The following is a 24514-nucleotide window of genomic DNA, read 5'->3' as shown; positions in this document are numbered from 1 at the left end:
ACGGTCGCGGTCAGTTCACGGCCGCTTCACGACCAGGCGGGGATCCGCGGCACGTCGCCGTCGAGGCTCTCGCCGTCGGAACGCCCGCTCAGCCAGGCCAGGAGCTGCCCGCTCGTGCCGGTGACGGTCGCACCGGGGGCGGCGCCCATCGTCCATTCGCCCGTGCCCTCGGCGACCAGGCGCAGCGCGGGGAGGTGCGCGCTCCGGGAGTTGATCGCGTGCTGGACGACCTCACCGGCGAGCGGACCGAGCAGCGCCAGGACGCGGTCGAGGTCGTAGCCGCGATCGAGGTCGGCGAGGTGGATGGTCAGCTCGGACACCCGCATCCGCGCGACGACGGTCCCGCTGACGGGGTTGCCCTGCCGGTTGCGGGCCTCCCGCGCCCAGGCGTCGTCCGGCAGGCCGGCGGCGTACTCCTCGAAGCGCGCGGCGGACGCGACGAAGTCGGCGAGGATGTCGGCGGCCCCGCGCCGGGCACCAGCCTCGATGTCGGCTTCGCGGGCTTCGGGGCTGGCGTACATCGGCGTCTCGACACCGGTGTTCGCCCAGGTCAGGAGGTTCTTGAGGCCGTCGGCGTTGCGCGCGACGTGCGCCAGGACGTGGGCGCGCGACCACCCGGGCAACGCGCTGGGGGCGCGCAGCTCGGGCTCGCCGAGGCCACCGATGGCCCGCGCCCATTCGTCGTCGAGTTTCCGTACCGCGTCGAGCAGGGCGCGCGCCTTTTCGGATGCCGTCGTCACGGCCCCGAGTCTAGGACCGCCGGAGTGCCGCCGGGGCGTCGGCGGGAACGGCCGGGTTCTTCGGCGCCACCGGCTCCAACCGGACGTACGACGAGTCCTGCGCCGGCCGCTGGTCCGCCTCGCCCTTGTTCGGCCAGAACGAGAACGCCCGCTCGGCCTGGGCCGCGATCGTCAGGGACGGGTTCACGCCCAGGTTGGCCGTGATCGCCGCGCCGTCGACGACCGACAGGCCCGGGTAGCCGAACACCCGGTGGTACGGATCGATCACGCCCTCCTCGGCGGACGCGCCGATCGGGACGCCGCCGATGAAGTGCGCGGTCAGCGGGATGTCGAAGATCTCGCCCCACGTGCCGCCCGCGATGCCGCCGATGCGGTCCGCCGTGCGCTCGTTGGCCTCGTGACCGGCCGGGATGAAGCTCGGGTTCGGCTCGCCGTGGCCCTGCTTCGACGTGTACTTGCGCCGGCCGAACAGGCCGCGCTTCGTGTACGTCGTGATCGAGTTGTCGAGGCTCTGCATCACCAGCAGGATCACCGTGCGCTCGCTCCAGCGGTAGCCGTTGAGCAGCTTCGCCGCCTGCACGGGGTGCTTGAGCATGAACGTGACGGCCTGCCGCCAGCGCGGCACCGGCGACGCGCCGTCGGTGGCGATCGTCTGCAGCAGGCTCATCGCGTTGCTGCCCTTGCCGTACCGCACCGGCTCGATGTGGGTGTTCTCGTCCGGGTGGATCGACGACGTGATCGCGACCCCGCGGCTGAAGTTGCGGCTCTCGTCGACCTCGGTGCGGGCCGCGCCGATGATCGCCTCGGAGTTCGTCCGGGTCAGCTCGCCGAGGCGCCGCGACAGCTTGGGCAGCGTGCCGGTGTCCTTCAGCTGGTGCAGCAGGTTCTGCGTGCCCCAGGTGCCGGCGGCGAAGACGACCTTCTCGGCGGTGATCGTGGTCCGGAAGCGCTTCGACGTCGTCCCGGTCTTCTTCAGGTCGACTTCGTAACCGCCGCCGACCGGCCGCACCGACGTCACCGTCGTCAGCGGGATGACCTTCGCGCCGTCCTTCTCCGCGAGGTAGAGGTAGTTCTTGACCAGCGTGTTCTTCGCGCCGACGCGGCAGCCGGTCATGCAGGCCCCGCATTCGGTGCAGCCGGTGCGCTCGGGCCCGGCACCCCCGAAGTACGGGTCCTGGGCACGCGCGCCGGGCTTGCCGAAGTAGACGCCGACGGGGGTCGGGTGGAACGAATCGGCGACGCCCATGTCCTTCGCGACGTCGCGCATCACGACGTCGGACGGGGTGATAGTCGGGTTCGTGACGACGCCGAGCATGCGACTCGCCTGGTCGTAGTGCGGCGCGAGCTCGGACTCCCAGTCGGTGATGTGCGACCACTGCTTGTCCGCGTAGAACGGCTTGAGCGGCCGGTAGAGCGTGTTCGCGTAGACGAGCGAGCCACCGCCGACGCCCGCGCCGGCCAGCACCATGACGTCGTTGAGCATGTGGATGCGCTGGATCCCGTAGCAGCCGACCTGCGGCGCCCACAGGTAGCGCCGGAGGTCCCACGACGTCTTCGCGAACTCGTCGTCGGCGAACCTGCGCCCGGCTTCGACGACCGCTACCCGGTAGCCCTTCTCGGTGAGCCGCAGCGCCGCGACGCTGCCGCCGAACCCCGACCCCACGACGACGACGTCGTAGTCGAGGGCACCCGCACTGGTGGTGGTGTTACTGGCAGTCACACCTTGAGCGTAACCCGGGGTTCCCGTCCTGACCAGAGGTAAGTTACTGGCGAGTCACCCGTTTTGGCGCATCCATCGAGACCTTTGTGGGTAATTATCAAAGTGCTCGATGTCCACGTAGGCGAGACCCGTCGGCGGGACACGATTTCCGGGAGGGACCGACATGGGCCCCCAGCAGCTCACCGGTTGGCGCAAGTCGAGCCACAGCCACTTCGAGGAGAACGCGTGCGTCGAGATCGGCGCCGGTCCGGGCGTGGTCGGCGTGCGGGACACCAAGCAGTCGGTGCCCCGCCCGATCCTCGTCTACTCCGACAACGCCTTCGCTGCGTTCCTCGCGCACCTCACCAGGCAATAGTGTGCTCTGCCGGGAGCTGACCTCGTCAGCTCCCGGCCTTCGCATTGCCCAGCACCATCGCCGTGACCTGGCGCGCAGCTTCGCAGGGGTCGTTCTTGCCGATGTTCTTCTCGGACTGATCAACGCTGATGTCGACGGTTTGCGTATCACTGGTCCCCACGGCGACGGTGCATTCGCCCCTGGCCCGCTGATCACCGACGCCGTCGTAAGCGACCAGCGGATACCCGTCAACGGGCTCCAGCGGCTCGAAAAAGGGATAGGTCGTCCCCTTCGCGAGCCCTGGCTCGCGTACTCCCGGCCCAGCCCTGGGCGTGAGCGATCCTGTTTGCGTTCTTGCGGTCTTCCTTGAACTCGTCGGCCAGGTCGTCCCGGTCCTTGGCCAGTTCGCGGAGCGTCGCCTCGTCGGAGCCGAACCCGACCCTCGAACCAGCCGGCGCACCGTACGAACCCGCCACCGGAACACCGTTCGGGCCCGGCAACACCAGCAAGGTTCAAGCCTCACCGGCGGACGGTGAGCCCCACCCGCTGGAACTCCTTGAGGTCCGAATAGCCCGTCTTCGCCATCGCACGACGCAGCGCTCCGAACAGGTTCACCACGCCTTCCGCGTCGGACGACGGCCCGAACAGCAGGGTCTTCAGGTCGACGGCGTAGTCCGGCCCGGCCGCCACGCGCGAGCGCGGCAGTGACGGGTGCGCGGCCGCCGCCGTCCAGTACAGGCCCTGACCCGGTGCGTCCGACGCCGCGGCCAGCGGTGAGCCGAGCATGACGGCGTCCGCTCCGCACGCGATCGCCTTCGCGATGTCGCCGGAGACCGTCATGCCGCCGTCCGCCAGGACGTGCACGTAGCGGCCGCCGGTCTCGTCGAGGTAGTCGCGGCGGGCGGCCGCGGCGTCGATGATCGCCGTGGCCATCGGGACGCCGATGCCGAGGACGCGGTCGGTGCTCGTCACGCCCGGCGTGTAGCCGTGGCCGACGATGACGCCGGCCGCGCCGGTGCGCATCAGGTGCATCGCCGTGCGGTAGTCGCTGACGCCGCCGGCGATCACCGGCACGTCGAGGCGGCCGATGAAGTCCTTGAGGTTCAGCGGCTCGGCGTCGCGCTGCACGTGCTCGGCCGAGATGATCGTGCCCTGCACGACCAGGATCTCGACGCCGGCCGCGATCAGGTCCGGGGTCAGCTCGGCGGCGTGCTGCGGGCTGACGCGCGCGGCGACCGTGACGCCGGATTCGCGGACGGTCTTGATCGCCTCGGTCAGCAGGTCGAGCCGGATCGGCGCGGCGTGCAGCTCCTGCAGCACGCGCCCGACCGCGGTCGGGTCCTCGAGGTCCTCGGCCGCGCGGACCAGCTGGAAGATGGCGTCCTCGACGTTCGCGTGCCGCGCCCACAGACCCTCGGCGTTGAGCACGCCCAGGCCGCCCAGCTCGCCGACGGCGACCGCGGTCCCGGGCGAGACGATCGCATCCGTCGGGTGCGTGACGAGCGGCAGGTCGAAGCGGTAGGCGTCGATCTGCCAGGAGGTGGACACCACCGAAGACGACCGGGTCCGCCGCGACGGCACGATCTCGACGTCGTCGAGGTCATAAGCCCGCCGCGCGGTGCGGCCCATCCCGATCTCGACCAGGTCCCGCACGTGAAGCCTCCTCCGACGACGACAATCTGCCGTGCCCCATTGTCGCTAGTCCGCGTGGGTGACCCGCGCACGGGGGTTAGAACAGCAGCAACACCGGCAGCGCGCCCGCCGCGAACCCGGCCGTCGCGGTCAACGCGGCCAGCGCGGGCCGGTCCGCTTCCGCGACCCAGATCAGCGTGAAGACCAGCGCCATGACCTCGATCGCCGCCACGAAGACGCCGACGGCGACGGGCGAATTCCCGACCCTCACCCGGTGACCGCCGGCCTCCACGGCCTGCACCGACCGCCCGAACTCGGAAACGTCCAGGCGGACCGGCACTCCCGGCTCCAGGTCGAGTGTCGCGTCGCCCGATTCGACCTGGAAGCGCTCGCCGGCCGCCGTGCGGAGGACGAGGTCGTACCGGTGGCCCGTCGAGCTCGAGTCGTGCTGGCCCCGGCTCTCGACGGTGGCTTCTTCCCGCTCGGCCGGTCCGCCCGCGTCGAGGACCCCCCACGTCCCGAAGGCCAGCGCGGCCCCGGCGAGGGCCGCGCCCACCACGGAGACGACGAGGCTCCCGGCCACGGCTACACCCGCACGAAGACGATGACGGGCGCCAGCAGCGCACCCAGGGCCAGGGCCAGCCAGGTCGCCACCGGTGGGTAGACGTTCAGCCGGACCGCGCCGAAGTACATCGCGCCCAACGCGAGCAGGGCCGCGCAGATCAGCAGCACCGGCCGGATCACGCCCGGCCGCAGGTCGACCACGCCGCCGCCGGCGCTGAGGTAGGCGATGCTGCCGTCCGCCGTCGAGACGTCGAGCGCGACCGGCTGCCCGGCGGGCAGGTCGAGGCCGGGATCGACCGCTGTGACGCGGTAGAGCCGGTTCCCGGCGTCGATCGCGACGGTGTGGCTGACCGCCTCGTCGTCCCCGCCGACCGGGAGCGCTCCCCGCTCGTGGGACAGGACGTGCCCTTCGACGCGAAAGGTGGGCGCGTCGCGACCGGCCAACACCTGGCACATCAGGCAGACGATCCCGCCGAGGAACAGCGACGCGAGCGCGACGGCCGTGAAGAACACCTTGCGCAGCAGGCGCGTGAAGCGGCTGACCGTCATGCCGTCCAGTGCACACCAAAGTGGCCACGCAAGGCGATAGGCCGATTACCGTAAGCACGCTAGGTTACGAAAACTCAGAAGGAGACCTTCGCCACTGAGTCCGAACGCAGTACCGACTCCTGCTGGAACTGCTTTTCGTAGTCGGCGCGCAGGCCTTCGATCTCCCGCTCGGCCTCGCGGTCGGCGAACGGGTAGAGCAGTACGACCACATGGGTGTGCTCGCGCACGATCGTCCCGGACCCGCCGCGCCACCGGTCGTGAGTGAGAAACAGTGTTCTAACCCTGTTTCTCACTCACGACCGTCTGGGACTCGAGAGCCGGGCCGCGATCAACGAATGGCTCTGACCGACTTCGATACCGGCCCTAACGCGTCGTGTAGTTCGGGGCCTCGACGGTCATCGTGATGTCGTGCGGGTGGCTCTCCTTGAGGCCGGCCGCGGTGATCCGGACCAGCTGGGCTTCCTGCAGCTCGGCGATCGTGTTCGCGCCGGCGTAGCCCATGCCCGAGCGCAGGCCGCCGACGAGCTGGTGCACGACGTTGGCCAGCGGCCCGCGGAACGGGATGCGGCCTTCGATGCCTTCGGGGACCAGCTTGTCCTCGCTCAGCACGTCGTCCTGGGCGTAGCGGTCCTTGGAGTACGACTTCGCCTGGCCCCGCGACTGCATCGCGCCGAGCGAGCCCATGCCGCGGTAGACCTTGAACTGCTTGCCGTTGACCAGGATCAGGTCGCCGGGCGACTCGGCGGTGCCGGCCAGCAGGCTGCCCAGCATCACCGTCGACGCGCCGGACGCGATCGCCTTCGCGATGTCGCCGGAGTACTGGATGCCGCCGTCGCCGATCACCGGGACGCCCGCCGGGCGGCACGCCTGGTCGGCCTCGTAGATCGCGGAGATCTGGGGGACGCCGACGCCCGCGACGATCCGGGTGGTGCAGATCGAGCCCGGGCCGACGCCGACCTTGACGCCGTCCGCGCCCGCGTCGACCAGCGCCTGCGCGCCCGCGCGGGTCGCGACGTTGCCGCCGACGATGTCGACCGCGTCGCCCAGCTCCTTCTTCAGCAGGCTCACCGTGTCGACGACCGCCCGGGAGTGCCCGTGCGCGGTGTCGACCATCAGGACGTCGACGCCCGCGTCGGCCAGCGCCATCGCGCGCTTGTGGCCGTCCGGGCCGACGCCGACCGCGGCGCCGACGATCAGGCGGCCGTCCGGGTCCTTCGTCGCCTTCGGGTACTGCTCGGTCTTCACGAAGTCCTTGACGGTGATCAGCCCGCGCAGCTTGCCCGCGCCGTCGACGATCGGGAGCTTCTCGATCTTGTGCCGGCGCAGCAGGCCGAGCGCGGCGTCCGCGGACACGCCGACCTGGGCGGTGACCAGCGGCGCCTTCGTCATCACCTCGGACACCGGGCGGCTGTGGTCCACCTCGAACCGCATGTCGCGGTTGGTGATGATGCCCACCAGCGCGCCGGACGCGTCGGCCACCGGCACCCCGGAGATGCGGAACTTCGCGCACAGCGCGTCGACCTCGGCCAGCGTCGCGTCGGGCGAGCAGGTGACCGGGTCGGTGACCATGCCCGCCTCGGACCGCTTCACGACCTCGACGGCGGCGGCCTGCTCGTCGATCGGCAGGTTGCGCTGGAGCACGCCGATGCCGCCCTGGCGGGCCATGGCGATGGCCATCCGGGCCTCGGTGACGGTGTCCATCGCGGCGGAGACCAGCGGGATGCCGAGGGTGATGTTCCGGGTCAGCCGCGTGCCGGTGTCCACCGCGCTGGGCACGACGTCGGATTCGGCAGGCAGCAGCAGCACGTCGTCGAAGGTCAGGCCGAGCATGGCGAACTTGGCCGGCATGGGGGCGGTGATGCCGTCGCTGGTCATAGCGGGTGAAGGGCCTTCCTGACGCGGGATGAGCGGGGTCGCTGTGGCGACTCGGAGCCTTCCCCTCATGATATCCGCCGCTCGGCCCCGCCCCGGGCGGTGGGCGAGCCGCGGGGACCGCCCGGTACCGTGCAGGCCGTGGCGCATGATGTCCTGCCTCCAGACCCGTTCGCGGACGACCCGGACGACCCGGCCCGGGCGTTCCTCGTCGACGAGGACCGGCTGGACGAGCCGATCAGCGACTCCGAACGCACGGAGCTGCTGGCCGACCTCTCCGATCTGGCCGTCTACCAGGCGCTCCTCGAGCCCCGCGGGGTCCGCGGGATCGTCGTCGACTGCGGCGAGTGCGACGAACCGCACTACCACGACTGGCACCTGCTGCGGGCCAGCCTGGAGCAGCTGCTGGCCGACGGGCGGATGCGCCCGCACGAGCCGGCCTACGACCCGAACCCGGGCGACTACGTGAGCTGGGACTACTGCCGGGGCTTCGCCGACGGCGTAACGGCCAACGAAAGCGCCTACTGAGTCAGAACGCGAAAGAGCCCTGGTGAGCTTGCTCACCAGGGCTCTTTCGTATCCGAAGCTCTTACTCGCCGCCGGAGCTCTGGCCGCCGACGGAGGACTCGCTGCGGCCCGTGTTCGTGCCGGGGTCGTTGCCACTCGCGGCCGTGGTGCTCGGCGGCGGCTCGGTGGTCGGCGGCGGCGGCGTGGTGGTCGGCGGCGGCGGGGGCGTCGGGGTCGGCGTCCCGGTGCCCGGCAGGCTGGTGGTACCGCTGCCGCTGCCCGGGATGGACGTCGCCGAGCCGGCCGGCGGCACCTGCGTCGACGAGGCACCGGGCGGCACCAGCGTCGGAGTCGTCTGGGTCGGGCCCTGGACCGGCGCTTCCGGGTTCTGGAGCTGCGCGGCGAGCTGCCGGTGCTGCTCCATCAGCTGGTCGCGGTTGTCCTCGTCGCTGACCTGCGACAGGGCGGCCTGCGCGGCGTCGAGGGCTTCGCGGGCGGCGTCGAGGTTGCCGCCGGCGATGGCGAGGTTCGCCTTCTCGAGGTCGACCTTCGCGTTCGCGGCCGCCTCGACCGAGCGGGTGTGATCGGAGTACAGGACCTTCGCGAGGCCCCACAGGGTGTCGCCGGGTTCTGCGGAGCGCGCGGCCAGCCCGGTGCCGGTGAACGCGATCGCCAGCACAGCGGCGGCGACGGCGACCGGGACGAGCAGCCTGCGGCGGCGTCCGCTCGAAGCGTGTTGCTTCGCGAGACTCGCGGTGGTGACGGTCCGCACAGCGGTGTCGACGTCGACCAGTTCGGCCAGAGGCTCACTGTCGATGTCTCTTCGCCACGCGACCAGCAACGCGTTGAGCTCCTGATCGCCGAGGCCGTCGGCCAGCGCCGGATCGGACCCGCCGAGCGCGTCGAGCAGAGCATCGTCCGCTTGGACCGCCGACAGGTCGGCGGCGAACTCCGCCTCCGAAGACGACAAGCCATTGCCGAACACGTCATCGGGCTCGTAGCCCTTCTCGTGACCGGTCACTCAGATCACCTCCTCCGCGGCCAGGACCTTTCTCAGCCGCGCGAGGGCGCGGTGCTGGGCGACGCGGACGGCACCGGGCGTGGAGCCGACCGCATCCGCGGTCTCCTCCGCCGACAGGCCCACGACCACGCGCAACACCACGATCTCCCGCTGCTTGTCCGGCAGCACCTGCAACAACTGGGACATCCGCTCGTTCAGCTCACCTTGCAGCGCCCGCTGCTCGGGACCGACCCCGCCCTCGACTTCGTCGGGGATCTCGGCCACCGGCTCGGCCCGGTTGCGCGCCGCGGCGCGATGCGCGTCGGCCACCTTGTGCTGGGCGATCCCGTAGACGAAGGCCAGGAACGGACGGCCTTGATCGCGGTACGAAGGCAATGCCGTTAGCACCGCGAGACACACCTCCTGCGCAACGTCGTCCGCCGAAGCGAAAGATCGCTCCTGCCTGCCAACCCGGGCGCGGCAATACCGCACTACCAGTGGACGGATAGCAGCCAGCAGCCGCTCCACTGCCTGGGGATCTCCCTCGACAGCAGCGGCGACCGGTTCATCCAGTCCATCCCCCACATTGGCCATCGCAGACAACAGTCCCAGTGTTACGTGTAGGTGTGCAAAGAACCCGGCCCGTGGTCGCCTCCACCCCGAACCGGTGACCGCTACCGTACCTTCGGGCCGCTTCGGACCGGCGCGCGCGGTGCTTCCCGGCGCGCCGCACCGTCTGAAGGCACGGAAATACGGATGGTCCTGCAGACCCGCGGTCGTCATCGCCGATTCAACGAACGAACGGTGTCGCGGGTACGAGATCCGTCGGAGGGACGGGTGCCGGGACGGGGTTCCGCCCGGTGGCTGCCCGAAGGGGCGCCGGAGTGTGATGGGGACCACACAAGTGCGGGCCAGGGCGGTGCGCGCCCTGGCCCGTCGTCACCTGTATTCCGGCCGTGTCAGGATCGAGGAGAAGCCGCGGGGACGGGTCAGCTGACCAGGCCGCGACGGAAGCCGTGCGCCACGGCCTGCGCGCGGTCGCGCACGCCGAGCTTGCGGAACAGCCGCCGGGCGTGGGTCTTCACCGTGTCCTCGGACAGGTAGAGCTCGCGGCCGATCTGGCCGTTGCTCTTGCCCTGGCTCATCCCGCGGAGCACCTGAAGCTCGCGCTCGGTCAGCTGGACGCCCGGGTCGGACGGCTGACGGGGCGCGGGCACCGAGGTGCTCGCCAGGGTGTGGGCCAGTGCGGCGACCAGCTCCGGCCGGGACGCGTCCCAGCGGAGGTAGCCACGGGCACCGCCGGCGATCGCCGCGGCGATGCTGCCCGCGTCGTCGGGGGCACCGAAGACGATGACGTTCGCCTGGGGGTTGGCGGAGACGAGCCGTCGAGTGGCTTCGACACCTGTCGGGACCGCGCGTTGCGTTCCGACCAGCACGACGTCGACGGGCTGACGGGAGTACCGGGCCAGCAGCTCGTCACCGTGCGCTACGCAGTCGATGCGACTGACCCCAGGGACCGCGGACATCACTCGGGTGAGCCCTTCACGGACACTGCGTCGGTCGTCGCAGATCAAGACCGTCGTCACGGGGTTTCCTTCCTGCAGCCGGGTGACATTCCACTTCCCCTATCGGACGCTTTAGCCCGAACCTTGACACGATCCGGTGGCTTTTTTTGAAGTTTCTTAGCCCGGATGCCGGAACACCCCATTCCGACGGCTCAACCACCCGGGGCGGGGACCCATGGTGATTCCCCCGCGATCCTCCTCCCGCAAGGATCTGCGCTTCGTAACACTGCGTGCAACACCTCTGCCACTCTGAATCGATACTCCTCGGCGTGTCCTGGGCGCAGATCGGCCATGACGAGGGCGGCCGGCCACAAAAGTGAAAGCAGTTCGCATTCCTCGGCCGTCGCCATTGCATTTCCGACAAGACCGTCCGAAATCTCCCGGTGATCGGGAGCCCCGGCGGCCCGCAGGGCCACGGCCAGCACAATCCCGGATTTCACGACGTGCCGCCGTGCACCGCGGGCTTCGGCCGTTTCGAATGCGCGCTCGGCGTGCGGCACGGCGGCGGCGCCCTGACCTGCGGCGAGCTCGATCTCGGCCCCGACCCAGCCGCCGCGGACCCGGGCTCGCCACCGATCGTCCTCGCGGGTCGCACGCTCGGCGAGCCTGCGAGCGGCGCCGAGGCGCCCGAGGGCGAGGTTGTCGGCGGCCAGGCCGAGGAGGGCATCGGCTCGCGCGCCCGCGGCGTCGAGACCGTCCGGGTCGGGGCGGCTGTCCCGGCCGGCGGCTTTCGCGAAGGCCTCACCGTCGAGCGCACGAGCCTGCCGGTGGCCGCCCAGCTGCCTCCGGTGGGCGGCGAGGGCGCTGGCGGCGAGTGAGGCCTCGACCGGACCGGCTTCGTGCCTCAGGGGGCCAAGCAGAGCCGCGGCGGCGGCATACCGGCCTTGGGCGCCGAGCACGATGGCGGCGAGCAGCCGCCCCCGGGGGGTGCGGGCCCCTCCGCCGGCTCCGCGCGTGACGGCGGGGTCCGGGAGCGGATCGCTCCCGAACGCGGCGGCCCTGAGGGCGGGTTCGTGCACCCGTCCTTTCTAGCGGGTGGCACCGACAGAAACATGATCGAAGTGAGCCGCCTCGCGGATCGCCCGGTTCGCCCGAGGGCGGCGGCGGCCCGGACAGCCTTCCCCTGGGGTTCCAGCAAGATCGACGGTGCTGCTCTCGAGTTGACTCCGACGAGATGCCAGCTGGCGTGGCCTGCGGGCGGCAGCGGCCCGGACAGCACGCCCCCGCCCTTCCCTGGGGGGCGTCCCCTTGGCCAGTCTATCGGCGAGGCCGGACAAAACCGGGGGACCGCGGCCCCCGCGGCGAAGTTGTCCACAACCAAACCTCGCCTGTGGACAACTCGGGGTCTACCCCCGTCCGCCCACCAGGACGTGCTCGAGCCGGTCTGCCGCGCCCGGTAGGTCGGTCAGCAGCTCCACCTTGTCCGGCAGCCCCGCCGGGTCCCATCCGGGCCCGCACGCGAACAGCCGGCTCCGCTGCCTGCCCCGGGACACCCTCGCGAACAGCCGCGTGTCCGCCACCCCGCGGCGGTGGGCCCACAGGACCACCGCCGCCGGCGCGCTGCGGCGGACCGCCACCGCCAGCACCTCCGCCGGCAACGGCACCCCGAACAGCTGCGCCCCGATGCGGCGGCCGGCCAGGGACGCCGCCAGTGCGTACATCGGCATCGAGTCGCGCTCCTCCGGGACGCAGCCCAGCAGCACCGGGCGCGTGTTGCGGGGCTCGTCCAGCACCGGGGTCGCGCGGACCAGCGCCGCGAACACGCACTCCGCCAGCAGGTACTCGACCTCCGCGCCCGCGCTCGCGCCGCGCCAGCGGGCTCCCAGGGCCGACAGCACCGGCTCGACCACGCCCGTCCACGCCGGGAGGACGCCCAGCTCGGCGATCGTGTCCGCGAGCATCCGCTGGACCGCGCCCACGTCCATCGCCAGCGCCGCCGTGCTCAGGCGGCGGGCCAGTCGGGAACGGACCTCGAGTCCGTCGTCGGCGCCGGACACCCCCGGAGGGTCCTCGGGCTCCTCCGGCTGGGGCGGCCCGGAGCGCGGCATCTGCTCGAGGGCGTAGCGCGCGGCCTCGGCCGTCGACGCGCCGCTCAGCAACGCTCGCTGCATCAGTTCGAGGCGGCCGATGTCGGAGCTGCCGTAGCGGCGGTGACGGCCGTCGGTGTGCCGGCTGGGACCCAGCCCGTAGCGGCGGTCCCAGGTTCGGAGGGTGGACGGCGCGACCCCGAGCCGGCGGGCGACCGAGGCCACCGGCAGGGTGGGTTCTTCGGTACCCGACCCAGCTCCCACGAGCCTCAATATCCAGGCACTCAGCGCAGTCGGCAACCGGAGGCGAAACCCCTGCTCACACATCCGGGGGATGCCTAACGGCTGAATCGAACCGAATCGCTTGAACAACTATTGGCGCGCTTCTAACGTTACCGCCGTTGCACCGAATGGAGTATCGGCACCACAGCAGAGCAGCTAGCGGCATCGACCGATTGACGGAGGCGGTCAGGATGGCAGACACGCGCAGGCTCCCAGGACCCAACGCCGACATGTGGGACTGGCAGCTCGAAGGGTCGTGCCGGGGGATGGACAGCGCGTCCTTCTTTCACCCGGACGGCGAGCGCGGCCCGGCGCGGGCACGGCGGGAGGCCAGGGCGAAGGCGGTCTGCCTGAGCTGCCCCGTCCTGGAGATGTGCCGCAGCCACGCGCTGGCCGTGCACGAGCCCTACGGCATCTGGGGCGGGCTCTCGGAGTCCGAGCGGGAGCACCTCATCAAGTCCGACAAACGCGCGCTCAGCATGTCCGGCGGCTGAGCGCCCCACAGACATCGGAGGGCGGCACCGGGTGGGGTGCCGCCCTTCGTGCTGTTCCGGACACAAAGAAGCGGGGCGGCACTCCCGAGGGAGTACCGCCCCGCTCTCGCCTGAATCAGTGCGAGTGGCCGTGGCCGCCCGCGGCGGGCTCTTCCTCGGCCGGCTTCTCGACGATCGACGACTCCGTCGTCAGCACCAGACGCGCGATCGAGGCGGCGTTCGCCACCGCGGACCGGGTCACCTTGACCGGGTCGACGATGCCGGCGGCCAGCAGGTCGGTCAGCTCGCCGGTGGCGGCGTTGAAGCCCTGGCCCCAGCTCTGCTCCCGGACCTTGTTGACGATGACCGCGCCCTCGTGGCCCGCGTTGGTCGCGATCCAGAACAGCGGGGCGGACAGCGCGTCGCGCACGATGCGGACACCGGTCGCTTCGTCGCCCTCGAGGCCGAGGCCGCCTTCGAGCTCCTTGACCGCGTGGACCAGCGCCGAACCACCGCCGGGCAGGATGCCCTCTTCGACGGCCGCCTTGGTCGAAGCCACGGCGTCCTCGATGCGGTGCTTGCGCTCGTTCAGCTCGGTCTCGGTGGCCGCGCCGACCTTGATGACCGCGACGCCGCCGCCGAGCTTCGCGAGCCGCTCCTGCAGCTTCTCGCGGTCCCAGTCGGAGTCGGTGGTCTCGATCTCCTTGCGGATCTGCGCGACCCGCCCGGAGATGGCGTCCTTGGTGCCGGCACCGTCGACGATCGTGGTGTCGTCCTTGGTGACGACGATCCGGCGGGCCTTGCCCAGCGCGCCGAGGTCGACGTCGGACAGCTTGCGGCCGATCTCCGCGGAGATGACCTCGCCACCGGTGACGACCGCGAGGTCGTCCAGGAACGCCTTGCGGCGGTCGCCGAAGAACGGCGCCTTGACCGCGACGGCGGTGATCGTCTTGCGCAGCGAGTTCACCACGAGAGTGGACAGCGCTTCGCCGTCGACGTCCTCGGCGATGATGAGCAGCGGCTTCTTGGCCTCGACGACCTTCTCGAGCACCGGCAGCAGCTCGGCCAGCGACGAGACCTTCTCGCGGACGAGCAGGATGTAGGCGTCCTCGAGGATCGCCTTCTGCTCCTCCGGGTTGGTCGCGAAGTGCGCCGAGAGGAAGCCCTTGTCGAACTGGACGCCCTCGGTGATCACCAGCTCGGTCGCCAGGGTCGACGACTCCTCGATGGTGATGACGCCGTCTTCGCCGACCTTCTCGACGGCTTCGCCGAGCAGGGCGCCGATGGTGGCGTCGCGGGAGGTGACGGTGCCGACCTGGGCGATGTCCTTGCGGCCCTTGACCGGGGTGGCCTTGGCCTTGAGGACCTCGATGACCTTCTCCGCGGCGGCCTCGATGCCGCGGCCGATCGAGGTCGGGTTGGCGCCGGCCGCGACGTTGCGCAGGCCGACCTTCACCAGCGACTGCGCGAGCACGGTCGCGGTCGTGGTGCCGTCGCCGGCGACGTCGTTGGTCTTGGTGGCGACGCTCTTGGCGAGCTGCGCGCCGAGGTTCTCGAAGGGGTCGTCGAGCTCGATCTCACGGGCGACGGTCACGCCGTCGAGGGTGATGGTCGGGCCGCCGAACTTCTTGTCGAGCACGACGTGACGACCGCGCGGGCCGAGGGTGACCTTGACCGCGTCGGCGAGCTTGTTCACCCCGCGCTCCAGCGCGCGACGAGCGTCCTCGTCGAAACTGATCTGCTTGGGCATAGCGTGTTCCGCTTACCTTTCGGTGTCTTTGAAACGCAAGAACGCCCCGCTCCCCGGCGTTGTGCGGGGCCCGGGGCGTCATGCGCTGCGAGCGGACGTCAGTTGATGACGGCCAGCACGTCGCGGGCGGACAGGATCAGGTAGTCCTCACCGTTGTACTTGACCTCGGTGCCGCCGTACTTCGAGTAGATGACGACATCGCCGACGGAGACATCGAGCGGGACGCGGTTGCCCTTGTCGTCGATGCGGCCCGGGCCCACGGCCAGAACCTTGCCCTCCTGGGGCTTCTCCTTGGCGGTGTCGGGGATGACGAGGCCGGAAGCGGTCGTCTCCTCGGCCTCACTCGTCTGGACAACGATCTTGTCCTCGAGCGGCTTGATGTTCACGCTCACCGGGTTGACCTCCACGGTCGTCGAAAGCGTTGGCAGGATGTGGTTACGGCTCTACCACCCCCGCCGTCGCGGGTGCCGGGGCTGTCGGGCCGTGCGATTAGCACTCTAGCCACGTGAGTGCCAGTCGTGCAAGGAGGGTCCCCACCGGCGTGTGAAGCAGCCTCGAACGACCCCCTGACCGGCGCCAACACAGACCGCCCTAGACCTCCCCCGCCCCTCGTCCCCGCCGCAGTCAGCGCCGGAGAGCCGGGGTCAAGGGTGAGCGAAGCTCATCGCGAAGCGACGCCGAAGGCGCCCGTGAGGCCGGGTATCCGGTGTTGAACAATCGAGCGACGAGGAGCGGTCACCGCCTCTTACCCCTGGCGTGAGTTTCTGGTTAGGTTCTCACCACCTGGCACCAGAACCCTGGGGGTTTATGCCCATGTCAACCCGTCCCCTCTCCAGAGCGGCGGTCCTCACCGCCGCCGTCTCCCTCACCGCCGCGCTGGCCACCGCCCCGGCCCAAGCAGCCACCACCGAACAACGCCAACGCGACTTCACCGCCGCGGCCACCGAGTTCGGCGTCCCCGAGAACGTCCTCCTCGGCGTCTCCTACCTGGAGTCCCGCTGGGACTTCAACGCCGGAACGCCCAGCACGTCGGCCGGCTACGGCCCCATGCACCTCACCGACGTGAGGGAAGCCGGAGCAGCCACCTCCCACCACGACGAGGGCACCGAAGACCCCCGCGGCGACGACGCCCGCCCCGCCCTCCACCCGGAGGCCGGTCCCGCCACTCCCCCACCGGGTCTCCAGACCATCGACGAGGCCGCCCAGCTCACCGGCCAAACAGCCGAGACCCTCCGCACGGACCCGGCCCAGAACATCCGGGGCGGCGCCGCCCTGCTCGCGAAGTACCACGCCGGCCAAGCCGACTGGTACGACGCCGTGGCGCGCTACAGCGGATCCACCGGCGAAGCCGCCCAGACGTTCGCCGACGAGGTCTTCGACACGATCAAGACCGGCGTCGCCCGCACCACGGACGACGGTCAGCAGGTCACCCTGGCCGCGACGCCGGACGTCGCCGCGAAGCAGCACCCCGGCAACCCCGCGAACGTCGAGTGCCCGAGGACCGTCGCCTGCGAGTCGGTCCCGGCGCCGTACCAGGAACTGCCGAACGACGACTACGGCAACCACGACCTGGCCAACCGGCCGGTCAGCCAGAAGATCGACCACATCGTCATCCACGACACCGAGGGCTACTGGGACAGCGTCCTCAAGCTCGCCCAGGACCCGACGTACGTGAGCTGGCACTACACGATCCGCTCCAACGACGGCCTGATCGCGCAGCACGTGCCGACCAAGGACGTCGCCTGGCACGCCGGCAACTGGTACATCAACGCGAAGTCCATCGGCATCGAGCACGAGGGCTTCGCCGCGAAGGGCACCTGGTACACCGAAGCGATGTACCGGTCGAGCGCGAAGCTCGTCGGCTACCTCGCGCGCAAGTACGACATCCCGCTCGACCGGGCGCACATCATCGGCCACGACAACGTGCCGGGGACGGTCCCGTCGACCATCGCGGGCATGCACTGGGACCCTGGCCCCTACTGGGACTGGTCGCACTACTTCGACCTGCTCGGCGCGCCGCTCGGCGGGTTCGGGCTGCCCGGCTCGTCGCTGGTCACCATCGACCCGGACTTCGCGAAGAACCAGCCGATCTTCACCGGCTGTGACGCCGTCGGAACGCCCTGCGCGGCAAGGGGTTCCGAGGCCGTCGTACTGCACTCCGAGCCGAATGACGCCTCGCCGCTGCTGAAGGACGTCGGCCTGCACACCGACGGCTCGCCGTCCACCATGGCCGTCTCCGACGTCGGCAGCCGGGCCGCGACCGGGCAGCGGTACGCCGTCGCCGACGTCAGCGGCGACTGGACCGCGATCTGGTACCTCGGGCAGAAGGGCTGGTTCCACAACCCGCGCGGCGCCCGCGTCGCGAAGCCCGCGATCGGGCTCGTGGTGACCCCGAAGCCGGGGCTGGCGACGATCCCGGTCTACGGGCGCGCGTACCCCGAGCCCGAGGCCTACCCGGCGAACGTCAAGGTGCAGGCCATCACGCCGCTGCCGTACACGCTGGCGGCCGGGCAGAAGTACTCCTCGGCCGGGACGGTCGGCTCGGAGTACTACTCGGCCACGACGTTCGACGTGGCCGACCACGTGGTGGTGAAGGGCAAGCTCAAGTACGTCCAGATCCAGTTCGGGCACCGGATCGCGTTCGTCAAGGCGGACGACGTCCGGATCCTCCCGGCCTTCTGACCGAGGGCGGAGGTCGCGCTCACGCGTCGAGCGCGACCTTCGCCCCGGCCGCCTGCTCGGTGTTGCGGCGCGTCTTCGCCCAGCCGTTGCGGCCGCGGATCAGGCGGAACAGCGCGCGCCACGACGTCACGTAGAACGTGTAGATGTACGCCGCGTAGGCGAAGCCGAGACCGATGCCGCGCAACACATTGCGGCTGCGCAAGCACTTCAGCTGGTAGATCGGGCCCCAGACGAGGAACGGGAGCAGCCCGAACGAGCCGTAGATGGCGAAGAGGATCCATGCGCCGCCGGTGAACCACGTCCACATCTGCGCCGGGTCGCCCGCGGTGCTCGCGATCAGCAGGATGAACGGGATCGGGTACAGCAGCGAGCCGAGCAGCTGCAGCCACGGCTGGGCCAGGTAGTACATCATCTCCGCCGCGCCGAGCGTGCTGACGTGCGGCGAGTCCCAGATCCGCCGCAGGTACCGCGCGCACTGCATGGTGCCCTGGCCCCACCTCGTGCGCTGCACCAGGAACCGCCGCAGGCTGTACAGACCCTCCTGCGCCACATGGGAATCCGGCGTGAACCCGGTGCGCCAGCCTTCGGTGAGCAGGTGGACGCCGAGCTCGAAGTCCTCCAGCAGCGAGCCGCGCCACGGCTGTTCGTCGGGGCCGGCGATCGAGTCGAGCGCGGTGAGCCGGGTGAACTGGCCGTTGCCGCCCATGGAGATCGTGCCGGTGAAGCCGCGTGACGTCTGGATCGCCGCGATCGCCGTCCGGAACTCGAGGTCCTGCAGCTGCGCCAGCTTCAGGCCGAACCAGCGGCCGACGGGGTTGCGCGTCGGCGGGGGCGTGCCGACGTTGCTCATCCAGACGTCGAGCTGGACCGCGCCGATCCCCGCGTCGCCGAAGAGGTGGTCCGCCGCGCAGACCTCCAGGCAGTTCGGGGCCGGGCGGCCGTCGGCGTCGACCACCACGACCACGACGTCGTCGCGGGTCGCCTCCGGGCCCATCCAGTCGTTGAGCGCCCGGTAGGCGGCGTTGAGGGCGTCACCCTTGCCGGTCCGGGCCTCGGGGCGCACGCGCGGCACGAGGTGCAGGTACGGGTCGTAACCGCCGTGGCGCCGCCACAGCATCCGCACGACGCGGGCGGTGCGGTCGTCGGAGTCGTCGTCGACGACCCAGACGTGCGCCTTGCGGAACGTCGTGCGCAGGTAGCGGATGGTCTCGCGGATGACGGACTCTTCGTCGCGGCACGGCACGAAGAAGTGCCACGTGAAGTCCGCCGGATCACCCACCGGCGCGGGTTTGCGGCGCAGGTACGGCACGACGATCACGACGACGTACACCAGGAACGCCACGCTCATCGTCAGCGCGAACGCCTGCGTGATCGCCAGCAGGACCTTGACGCTCATGCCTTCTTCTTCCGGGTGGCCAGCCAGACGAACAGGACCAGCGAGACGGCGCCACCGAGCACGCTGACCATCGAGCCGAGCAGCGTGTGGCCCCAGTAGTAGCCCTCGTCGGTGCCGAACTCGTGGACCAGCCCGACGATCGTCAGAATGCGCAGTTGATTCACCAAGACGACGACGAGCGCGGAAATGCCGAGGGAAAAGAAGAGCCGCTTCGCATTGGCTGGCCGGAAGTACAGCATCGCCATCGTCACAACGAGCAGTGGCAGCAAAAGGAACGCGGAAGAACATTCCGGCGTCATTCTCAACCCGAATGGAGTAGCACTGCTCAACCCAAAGTAAACGGACTCCCGATCGGGCGCTACATAAACACCCGATGTAGTGATGAGATCGAGGATCACGCCGGCGAGGCGCACTTCCAGTTCGCGGTAGAACCGCTCGGCCAGCACCAACGCGGCCCCCGCGACCATCAGCGCACCGAGTGCGATGACCAGGGGAAACTTCGTCGTACCTGAGTTCGGAGCGCTCGCTACGGCCACGACGGTCCTCTCGGTGTCGGTTCTTCGGTCAAGCTGCGGACCCCGGGCGAGCGTAAGTCATGGACGCCCCGCGATTCCACTCGGAGGTGGGGTTTGACCGGCCATTCGGCAGAATCGCCGTCGAACTTGCTAGGCCGACCGGGTGACGTCGGGTTCGACCTGCGAAAACGCCCGAAAGCACTACCCGATCCGGTGATCAACCCCATTTTGTGTGCTATTCGCGGCGGTCTTGGCGATAGTCGATTCGCGTGCCGAATCGAGGCAGGCAGGATCGATCCGCGCCCGCGGTCACGCTTTCACCCGGAAACTCAGCGAATTCGGAGGATCAGTTGATGAAGAGCTCCCTCGTACGCCGTGGCGGGCTGCTCGCCGCGGTCGTGGCGAGCGTCGTGCTCGCCGGCGCGACCCCCGCTTCGGCGGCCCCCGGCGACGGTTCCGCGTACGGCGTCGACGTCAACGTGACGCTGCTCGGCCAGCCCGCGGTCAAGGTGGGGCCGCTCGCGGCCGCGAACACCGCCGGACCGACGACGAACACCCTGGCCAGTGCGAACGCGGCCGGCATCCTGACCGCCGGCGTGATCACCACCGAGGCCAAGCGCGACGACAACTCCGGCGCGGTGACGGCGAAGGCGACCACCGCCGACGTCGGCCTGCCGCTGCTCAAGGCCGCACTCGGCACCGTCGGCGTCAAGACCGTCGAAGCCGTCTGCACCGCCACCCAGGAAGGGGTGAAGGGCAGCAGCACGCTGGCCGACGCGAAGCTCGGCAGCATCGGCGCGGTCGACGCCAACCCGGCGCCGAACACCCAGATCAAGGTGGCCATCGGCCTGGTCAACGTCGCGACGATCATCCTCAACGAGCAGATCAAGAACGCCGACGGCAGCCTCACGGTCAACGCCATCCACGTGAAGCTGCTCGGTGGCGTCGTCGGCGCACTCGGCTCGGGTGACGTGATCGTGTCCTCGGCGACCTGCGGCCCAGCCGCGCCGCCGATGCCGCTGGCGTCCGGCGCGGGGCTGTGGATCGGGCTCGGCCTGCTCGGCGCGATCGCCCTGCCGGTCGGGACGCGGATCTACCGCCGTCGCGCGGCACAGGCCTGAGTGAGGCCCGGATGTACAAGATGCCGGGTGCGGGCGTCGGCGTGGCCGGTGGCGGGGTGGGCACCCTCGCCGCCACCGGTGCCGACGTCGGGTGGTGGCTGGCCGTCGGGGTGCTCCTGGTCCTGCTCGGGACCGTCGCGCTGATCGCCGTCCACCGCCGCAACCGCCGCCTCTCCCAGGCGCGGGAGCACTGAGGCCGGGGCCGTCGGCGTGCGCCCCTCGCACGCCGGCGGCCCTTGCCGACGATTTGCTGGACACTGGACGATGTGGAGAAGGGGCACCGCGGGGTGGATGTGATGTTGCTGGCCGGGACGCGGCCGGAAGCGCTCAAGCTCGCGCCGCTGGCACTCGCGCTGGAGGAGCACCCGGCCATGCGGCCGATCCTGGTCCACAGCGGGCAGCACGCGGGCATGGTCGAGCAGGCCCTGTCCCCGTTCGGCCTGGTCGCGGACGCGTGGCTGGACGTGCCGCCGCGCGTGACCGGCGGCCAGGCGGAGCTGGTCGCGGGCCTGCTGCCCGCGCTCGACGACGTCCTGCGCCGGTTCGCCCCGGCCGCACTCGTCGTCCAGGGCGACACCACGACGACGCTCGCCGGCGCGCTGGCGGCGTTCTGGCTGGGCATCCCGGTGGTGCACCTCGAAGCCGGGCTGCGCACGCACGACCTCACCGCACCGTTCCCGGAGGAGGGCGCGCGGCAGATGGTGTCCCGCCTGGCGGCGCTGCACCTGGCACCGACCCTCGGCGCGGCCGCCGCGCTGCGCTCGGAAGGCGTTGCGCGGCAACGGATCGCGGTCACGGGCAACACAGTGGTCGACGCGGTACTGGAGATCGCGGCACGCGACCTCCCGGCGCGCGACACGGCGCTGGCGCTGCTGGAGATGGAGATCGCGGAGGCGGACGAGCGGCTGGTACTCGTGACGTCGCACCGCCGTGAGTCGTGGGGCGAGCCCCTGGAGCGGACGCTGGCCGCGGTGCAGCTGATCGTGGCCGAGCACCCGGACGTGCAGGTGCTGTTCCCGGCGCACCCGAACCCCCAGGTCCGCGACCAGGTCGAGGCGGCACTGGGCGGCCTGCCACGCGTGACGGTGACGGACCCGCTGGAGTACCCGGACCTGGTCCGCGCACTGCGCCTGGCATCACTTGTGCTGACGGACTCGGGCGGCATCCAGGAGGAGGCGCCAACGTTCGGCACACCGGTGCTGGTCCTGCGCGACGTCACCGAGCGGCTGGAGGTCGTGGAGGCGGGCTGCGCGTGGCTGGTGGGAACGGACACGGAACGAATCGCCGACACGGCGGCGCGTCTGCTGAGCGGCGAGCTACAGCCGGCGCAGGTCGGAAACCCTTACGGCGAAGGCAAAGCGGCCGCACTGGCCGTGGCGGCAATCGAGGAGCTACTGGGCGTGGGCTCCCCGGCACACAAGCACGCGGCGGCGTCCTGACGCGCACCCCGGAAGAAAGGGACCCACACCCCCCGCAACCCCGATCCGAAGCCAGAACACGGCCGGCGACGCCGGGTCAAGGCATCTTTCCCGTCTTGACCCGGTGCCGCCGGCCGTAGTCACAATGGGCGAGCGGGGTGGCGGACGCCCCTAGAGCGACACCACCGACACCGGCAGAGCCGGGTTAGCACTGAAGTCCAGCGACGCGGTCGGACGCTTGGCCGCCACCACATGCGCACCCAGCGCCGCGATCATCGCCCCATTGTCCGTGCACAGCCGCGGCCGCGGAACCCGCAGCTCGATCCCGGCCGCGGCACAGCGCTCAGCCGCCAGCGACGACAGCCGCGAGTTCGCCGCAACGCCACCCGAGATGACGATCGTGCCAATCCCCTGCTCCTTCGCCGCACGAATCGCCTTCATGGTCAGCACATCCGCAACGGCCTCCTGGAACGACGCAGCAACGTCGTCCACCGGGATCTCCTCACCGCGCCGAGCCGCACCCTCGACCCAGCGCGCCACCGACGTCTTCAAGCCCGAAAACGAGAAGTCGTTCTTCGCGTCGCGCGGACCCGTCATGCCACGCGGGAACGCGATCGCGGAAGGATTCCCGTTCTTAGCCGCCTTGTCGATCGGCGGACCGCCCGGGTACGGCAGGCCCAGCACACGCGCAACCTTGTCGTACGCCTCACCAGCTGCATCGTCCACAGTGGACCCCAACTCGGTGATCTCCGACGCGATGTCGTCGACGCGCAGCAGCTGGGTGTGCCCACCGGAGACCAGCAGCGCCAGGCACGGCGTCGGCAACGGCCCGTGCTGCAGCGTGTCCACCGCGATGTGCCCGGCCAGGTGGTTGACGCCGTACAAGGGCACGTCCAGCGCCGTCGCGTAAGCCTTCGCCGCGGACACGCCGACCAGCAGCGCACCGGCCAGGCCAGGGCCGGCCGTCACCGCGATGGCGTCCACATCGGACAGTGCGAGCCCGGCTTTTTCGAAGGCACGCGAAGTCGTCGGGACCATCGCCTCGAGGTGCGCGCGGCTCGCGACCTCGGGCACCACGCCGCCGAACCGGGCGTGCTGCTCGACGCTGGAAGCGACCTCGTCGGCGAGCAGCTCGACCGTGCCGTCGTCGTGCAGGCGGACCAGGCCGACGCCGGTCTCGTCGCACGAGCTCTCGATGCCCATGATGATGCGTGACATCAGCCCGCCACCTCGTCTCGCGTCCGCGCCGGGCGGACCATCGTGTACGCGTCGGCGCCGGAGGGCTGGTAGTAGCGCTTCCGGATGCCGAGCCGTTCGAAGCCGTGGCTCTCGTACAGCGCGAGAGCCGAGTCGTTGTCCGTGCGGACCTCGAGGAACACCGGCGCCTCGAACTCGTCGGCCCGCTCCAGCAGGGCCCGCAGCAGCGCCTTGCCGATGCCTCGCCGCTGGTGCTCGGGCGCGACGCCGATGGTGTGCACGGTCGCCTCGTACTCGCCGCGCCGGCGTCCGACGACGGCGAGCCCGGCGTACCCGAGCAGCTCGTCGCTCTCGTCCGGGCGCGCGGCGAGGTAGAAGTTGCCCGCGTCCAGCTCCGAGTGGAAGGCGCGGGAGCTCCACGGGTCGTCGCCGGGGAAGAGGATCTGCTCGATCTCGACGCACCGGGCGATGTCCCGGCGGCGCAGCGGCTCGAGTCTCACGGCGCGGTCACCCGTTTCGGCGCGGTGGGCTCGGCGGCGTCGGGACGGCGCAGGTACAGGGGCGTCAGCGGCGCGGGCGTTTCCTTCGCCAGCAACGCACTCCGCGCGACCTTCACCAAGCCGGCGGGCGACGGGAAGCGCGGCTCGATCGGCTGGACGTCGAGCGCGTCGGCGTACAGCACCGCGCCGTCGCCGGCCGCGACCTCGATCCCGGTCTCCAGCTCGGCCGGGCGCTGGACGTGCGGGCCGTCGGTGCGGTTCCCGGCGGCGTCGTACGCGGCGCAGTAGACCTCGCGGCGGCGGGCGTCGGTGAGGACGAGGAAAGCGCTGTCGCTCCGGACGACGTCGGCGGCCAGCGCGTCGAGGCTGCAGACGGGGTACACCGGGAGGCCGAGGGCGTGCCCGAGCGCGGCGGCGGTGGCCATCCCGGCGCGCAGGCCGGTGAAGGGGCCGGGCCCGACGCCGACGACGATCGCGTCGAGGTCCTTGAGCGACACTCCGGCGGCCTCGGCGGCGGCCAGCGCGTGCGGCATGATCAGCTCGCCGTGGGCGCGAGGGTCCACTGTGACGCGTTCGCCGCGCGTCTCGACCCCGTCGCCGTCCGCCTCGACGACGCCCGCGGTGACCGCCGGGGTCGAGGTATCGATCGCCAGTACCAACACGGTAAGCA

At 70.8% G+C, this 24514-nt stretch carries 27 protein-coding genes; 7 read left to right on the top strand and 20 right to left on the bottom strand.

Annotated elements, in window-relative coordinates; genetic code table 11:
- Nucleotides 1–26: 26 nt before the first annotated feature.
- Both AA23TX_RS44760 and AA23TX_RS44755 read right to left on the bottom strand, forming a co-directional pair.
- Nucleotides 27–740, bottom strand: a complete 714-nt coding sequence (locus AA23TX_RS44760) for a maleylpyruvate isomerase N-terminal domain-containing protein (RefSeq protein WP_155548932.1) — start codon at nucleotides 738–740, stop codon at nucleotides 27–29.
- Between the two features lie 10 nt (nucleotides 741–750).
- Nucleotides 751–2460: a GMC family oxidoreductase gene (locus AA23TX_RS44755; protein ID WP_155548931.1), complete on the bottom strand. Its 1710-nt coding sequence runs from the start codon at nucleotides 2458–2460 to the stop codon at nucleotides 751–753.
- 163 nt (nucleotides 2461–2623) lie between these two features.
- Between AA23TX_RS44755 and AA23TX_RS44750 the strand changes: the two genes are divergently transcribed.
- Nucleotides 2624–2815: a DUF397 domain-containing protein gene (locus AA23TX_RS44750; protein ID WP_155548930.1), complete on the top strand. Its 192-nt coding sequence runs from the start codon at nucleotides 2624–2626 to the stop codon at nucleotides 2813–2815.
- A 25-nt stretch (nucleotides 2816–2840) separates the two neighbouring features.
- Here the strand turns inward: AA23TX_RS44750 and AA23TX_RS44745 are convergent, their stop codons facing one another.
- The 6 genes from AA23TX_RS44745 to guaB form a co-directional block, all read right to left on the bottom strand.
- The gene (locus tag AA23TX_RS44745) at nucleotides 2841–3254 is read right to left on the bottom strand and encodes a DUF3558 family protein (RefSeq protein WP_230863084.1); all 414 of its coding nucleotides are present in this window, start codon (nucleotides 3252–3254) and stop codon (nucleotides 2841–2843) included.
- 59 nt (nucleotides 3255–3313) lie between these two features.
- Nucleotides 3314–4447 (bottom strand): GuaB3 family IMP dehydrogenase-related protein, encoded by a 1134-nt coding sequence (locus AA23TX_RS44740; RefSeq protein WP_155548929.1) that lies wholly within the window; start codon nucleotides 4445–4447, stop codon nucleotides 3314–3316.
- 76 nt (nucleotides 4448–4523) lie between these two features.
- Nucleotides 4524–5009: a hypothetical protein gene (locus tag AA23TX_RS44735; protein ID WP_155548928.1), complete on the bottom strand. Its 486-nt coding sequence runs from the start codon at nucleotides 5007–5009 to the stop codon at nucleotides 4524–4526.
- 2 nt (nucleotides 5010–5011) lie between these two features.
- Nucleotides 5012–5539: a hypothetical protein gene (locus tag AA23TX_RS44730; protein WP_155548927.1), complete on the bottom strand. Its 528-nt coding sequence runs from the start codon at nucleotides 5537–5539 to the stop codon at nucleotides 5012–5014.
- 74 nt (nucleotides 5540–5613) lie between these two features.
- The gene (locus AA23TX_RS44725) at nucleotides 5614–5832 is read right to left on the bottom strand and encodes a DUF3574 domain-containing protein (RefSeq protein WP_277875480.1); all 219 of its coding nucleotides are present in this window, start codon (nucleotides 5830–5832) and stop codon (nucleotides 5614–5616) included.
- Nucleotides 5833–5902: 70 nt separating this feature from the next.
- Complete coding sequence (guaB, locus tag AA23TX_RS44720; protein ID WP_155548926.1) at nucleotides 5903–7414, bottom strand: IMP dehydrogenase; 1512 nt, start codon at nucleotides 7412–7414, stop codon at nucleotides 5903–5905.
- A gap of 129 nt (nucleotides 7415–7543) precedes the next feature.
- Here guaB and AA23TX_RS44715 point away from each other — a divergent pair, with 129 nt between their 5' ends.
- A complete protein-coding gene (locus AA23TX_RS44715; RefSeq protein ID WP_155548925.1) occupies nucleotides 7544–7939 on the top strand; it encodes a DUF5319 domain-containing protein in 396 nt (131 codons plus the stop codon).
- 61 nt (nucleotides 7940–8000) lie between these two features.
- On the opposite strand, the gene AA23TX_RS44710 is transcribed toward AA23TX_RS44715, so the two are convergent.
- The 5 genes from AA23TX_RS44710 to AA23TX_RS44690 all read right to left on the bottom strand — a co-directional run bounded on the left by AA23TX_RS44710 (nucleotide 8001) and on the right by AA23TX_RS44690 (nucleotide 12774).
- Nucleotides 8001–8939, bottom strand: a complete 939-nt coding sequence (locus tag AA23TX_RS44710; RefSeq protein ID WP_155548924.1) for an anti-sigma-D factor RsdA — start codon at nucleotides 8937–8939, stop codon at nucleotides 8001–8003.
- Nucleotides 8940–9512, bottom strand: coding sequence for a sigma-70 family RNA polymerase sigma factor (locus AA23TX_RS44705; protein WP_026468912.1), 573 nt, complete (start codon nucleotides 9510–9512; stop codon nucleotides 8940–8942).
- Between the two features lie 395 nt (nucleotides 9513–9907).
- Entirely contained in the window at nucleotides 9908–10504 is a 597-nt protein-coding gene (locus AA23TX_RS44700) for a response regulator transcription factor (RefSeq protein WP_003073605.1), read from the bottom strand.
- A 131-nt stretch (nucleotides 10505–10635) separates the two neighbouring features.
- The gene (locus AA23TX_RS50625; protein ID WP_155548923.1) at nucleotides 10636–11502 is read right to left on the bottom strand and encodes a hypothetical protein; all 867 of its coding nucleotides are present in this window, start codon (nucleotides 11500–11502) and stop codon (nucleotides 10636–10638) included.
- Between the two features lie 327 nt (nucleotides 11503–11829).
- A complete protein-coding gene (locus tag AA23TX_RS44690) occupies nucleotides 11830–12774 on the bottom strand; it encodes a MerR family transcriptional regulator (protein WP_155548922.1) in 945 nt (314 codons plus the stop codon).
- A gap of 209 nt (nucleotides 12775–12983) precedes the next feature.
- Between AA23TX_RS44690 and AA23TX_RS44685 the strand changes: the two genes are divergently transcribed.
- Nucleotides 12984–13286, top strand: a complete 303-nt coding sequence (locus tag AA23TX_RS44685; RefSeq protein WP_043792619.1) for a WhiB family transcriptional regulator — start codon at nucleotides 12984–12986, stop codon at nucleotides 13284–13286.
- A 115-nt stretch (nucleotides 13287–13401) separates the two neighbouring features.
- Here AA23TX_RS44685 and groL read toward each other — a convergent pair whose 3' ends face one another.
- Nucleotides 13402–15015: a chaperonin GroEL gene (groL, locus tag AA23TX_RS44680; protein ID WP_155548921.1), complete on the bottom strand. Its 1614-nt coding sequence runs from the start codon at nucleotides 15013–15015 to the stop codon at nucleotides 13402–13404.
- 98 nt (nucleotides 15016–15113) lie between these two features.
- Nucleotides 15114–15407 carry a co-chaperone GroES gene (groES, locus tag AA23TX_RS44675; protein ID WP_007031106.1) on the bottom strand — a complete coding sequence of 98 codons (294 nt, stop codon included), beginning with the start codon at nucleotides 15405–15407 and terminating at the stop codon, nucleotides 15114–15116.
- Nucleotides 15408–15822: 415 nt separating this feature from the next.
- Here groES and AA23TX_RS44670 point away from each other — a divergent pair, with 415 nt between their 5' ends.
- Nucleotides 15823–17697 carry an N-acetylmuramoyl-L-alanine amidase gene (locus AA23TX_RS44670; RefSeq protein ID WP_196425881.1) on the top strand — a complete coding sequence of 625 codons (1875 nt, stop codon included), beginning with the start codon at nucleotides 15823–15825 and terminating at the stop codon, nucleotides 17695–17697.
- Between the two features lie 19 nt (nucleotides 17698–17716).
- On the opposite strand, the gene AA23TX_RS44665 is transcribed toward AA23TX_RS44670, so the two are convergent.
- Together AA23TX_RS44665 and xrtP are read right to left on the bottom strand one after the other, a co-directional pair.
- On the bottom strand, nucleotides 17717–19093 hold the full coding sequence (locus tag AA23TX_RS44665; protein WP_155548919.1) for an XrtP-associated glycosyltransferase: 1377 nt from the start codon (nucleotides 19091–19093) through the stop codon (nucleotides 17717–17719).
- Nucleotides 19090–19584, bottom strand: a complete 495-nt coding sequence (gene xrtP, locus AA23TX_RS44660; RefSeq protein WP_500676499.1) for an exosortase P — start codon at nucleotides 19582–19584, stop codon at nucleotides 19090–19092. Before xrtP ends, AA23TX_RS44665 begins: the two co-directional genes overlap by 4 nt.
- Before the next feature lie 377 nt (nucleotides 19585–19961).
- On the opposite strand from xrtP, the gene AA23TX_RS44655 reads away from it, so the two are divergent.
- The 3 genes from AA23TX_RS44655 (at nucleotide 19962) to wecB (ending at nucleotide 22168) form a co-directional block, all read left to right on the top strand.
- Nucleotides 19962–20729 carry a choice-of-anchor protein CoaP gene (locus AA23TX_RS44655; protein WP_155548918.1) on the top strand — a complete coding sequence of 256 codons (768 nt, stop codon included), beginning with the start codon at nucleotides 19962–19964 and terminating at the stop codon, nucleotides 20727–20729.
- Nucleotides 20730–20740: 11 nt separating this feature from the next.
- Nucleotides 20741–20923 carry an LAXTG motif-containing small protein gene (locus tag AA23TX_RS44650; RefSeq protein ID WP_155548917.1) on the top strand — a complete coding sequence of 61 codons (183 nt, stop codon included), beginning with the start codon at nucleotides 20741–20743 and terminating at the stop codon, nucleotides 20921–20923.
- Nucleotides 20924–21016: 93 nt separating this feature from the next.
- Nucleotides 21017–22168, top strand: coding sequence for a non-hydrolyzing UDP-N-acetylglucosamine 2-epimerase (gene wecB / locus AA23TX_RS44645; RefSeq protein ID WP_155548916.1), 1152 nt, complete (start codon nucleotides 21017–21019; stop codon nucleotides 22166–22168).
- A 150-nt stretch (nucleotides 22169–22318) separates the two neighbouring features.
- On the opposite strand, the gene tsaD is transcribed toward wecB, so the two are convergent.
- From tsaD to tsaB, 3 genes are read right to left on the bottom strand one after another with little or no spacing between them, the layout of a single operon-like run.
- Nucleotides 22319–23365, bottom strand: a complete 1047-nt coding sequence (gene tsaD, locus AA23TX_RS44640) for a tRNA (adenosine(37)-N6)-threonylcarbamoyltransferase complex transferase subunit TsaD (protein ID WP_155548915.1) — start codon at nucleotides 23363–23365, stop codon at nucleotides 22319–22321.
- Nucleotides 23365–23844, bottom strand: coding sequence for a ribosomal protein S18-alanine N-acetyltransferase (gene rimI / locus AA23TX_RS44635; RefSeq protein WP_155548914.1), 480 nt, complete (start codon nucleotides 23842–23844; stop codon nucleotides 23365–23367). Before rimI ends, tsaD begins: the two co-directional genes overlap by 1 nt.
- Entirely contained in the window at nucleotides 23841–24506 is a 666-nt protein-coding gene (tsaB, locus tag AA23TX_RS44630) for a tRNA (adenosine(37)-N6)-threonylcarbamoyltransferase complex dimerization subunit type 1 TsaB (protein ID WP_155548913.1), read from the bottom strand. The genes rimI and tsaB overlap by 4 nt, the downstream gene beginning before the upstream one ends.
- Between the last annotated feature and the right edge of the window lie 8 nt (nucleotides 24507–24514).

Source organism: Amycolatopsis camponoti (genome assembly GCF_902497555.1).
Lineage (GTDB): Bacteria > Actinomycetota > Actinomycetes > Mycobacteriales > Pseudonocardiaceae > Amycolatopsis > Amycolatopsis camponoti.
This window is presented reverse-complemented; position numbering and strand designations above follow the sequence as displayed.

Bases quoted from the DNA above. Each gene is read 5' to 3' on its own strand.
- AA23TX_RS44750 (WP_155548930.1), top strand. From the start codon at position 2,624: ATGGGCCCCCAGCAGCTCACCGGTTGGCGCAAGTCGAGCCACAGCCAC.
- AA23TX_RS44730 (WP_155548927.1), bottom strand. From the start codon at position 5,539: ATGACGGTCAGCCGCTTCACGCGCCTGCTGCGCAAGGTGTTCTTCACG.
- guaB (WP_155548926.1), bottom strand. From the start codon at position 7,414: ATGACCAGCGACGGCATCACCGCCCCCATGCCGGCCAAGTTCGCCATG.
- AA23TX_RS44705 (WP_026468912.1), bottom strand. From the start codon at position 9,512: ATGGCCAATGTGGGGGATGGACTGGATGAACCGGTCGCCGCTGCTGTC.
- AA23TX_RS44685 (WP_043792619.1), top strand. From the start codon at position 12,984: ATGGCAGACACGCGCAGGCTCCCAGGACCCAACGCCGACATGTGGGAC.
- groL (WP_155548921.1), bottom strand. From the start codon at position 15,015: ATGCCCAAGCAGATCAGTTTCGACGAGGACGCTCGTCGCGCGCTGGAG.
- AA23TX_RS44670 (WP_196425881.1), top strand. From the start codon at position 15,823: ATGCCCATGTCAACCCGTCCCCTCTCCAGAGCGGCGGTCCTCACCGCC.
- AA23TX_RS44665 (WP_155548919.1), bottom strand. From the start codon at position 19,093: ATGAGCGTCAAGGTCCTGCTGGCGATCACGCAGGCGTTCGCGCTGACG.
- AA23TX_RS44655 (WP_155548918.1), top strand. From the start codon at position 19,962: ATGAAGAGCTCCCTCGTACGCCGTGGCGGGCTGCTCGCCGCGGTCGTG.
- AA23TX_RS44650 (WP_155548917.1), top strand. From the start codon at position 20,741: ATGTACAAGATGCCGGGTGCGGGCGTCGGCGTGGCCGGTGGCGGGGTG.
- tsaD (WP_155548915.1), bottom strand. From the start codon at position 23,365: ATGTCACGCATCATCATGGGCATCGAGAGCTCGTGCGACGAGACCGGC.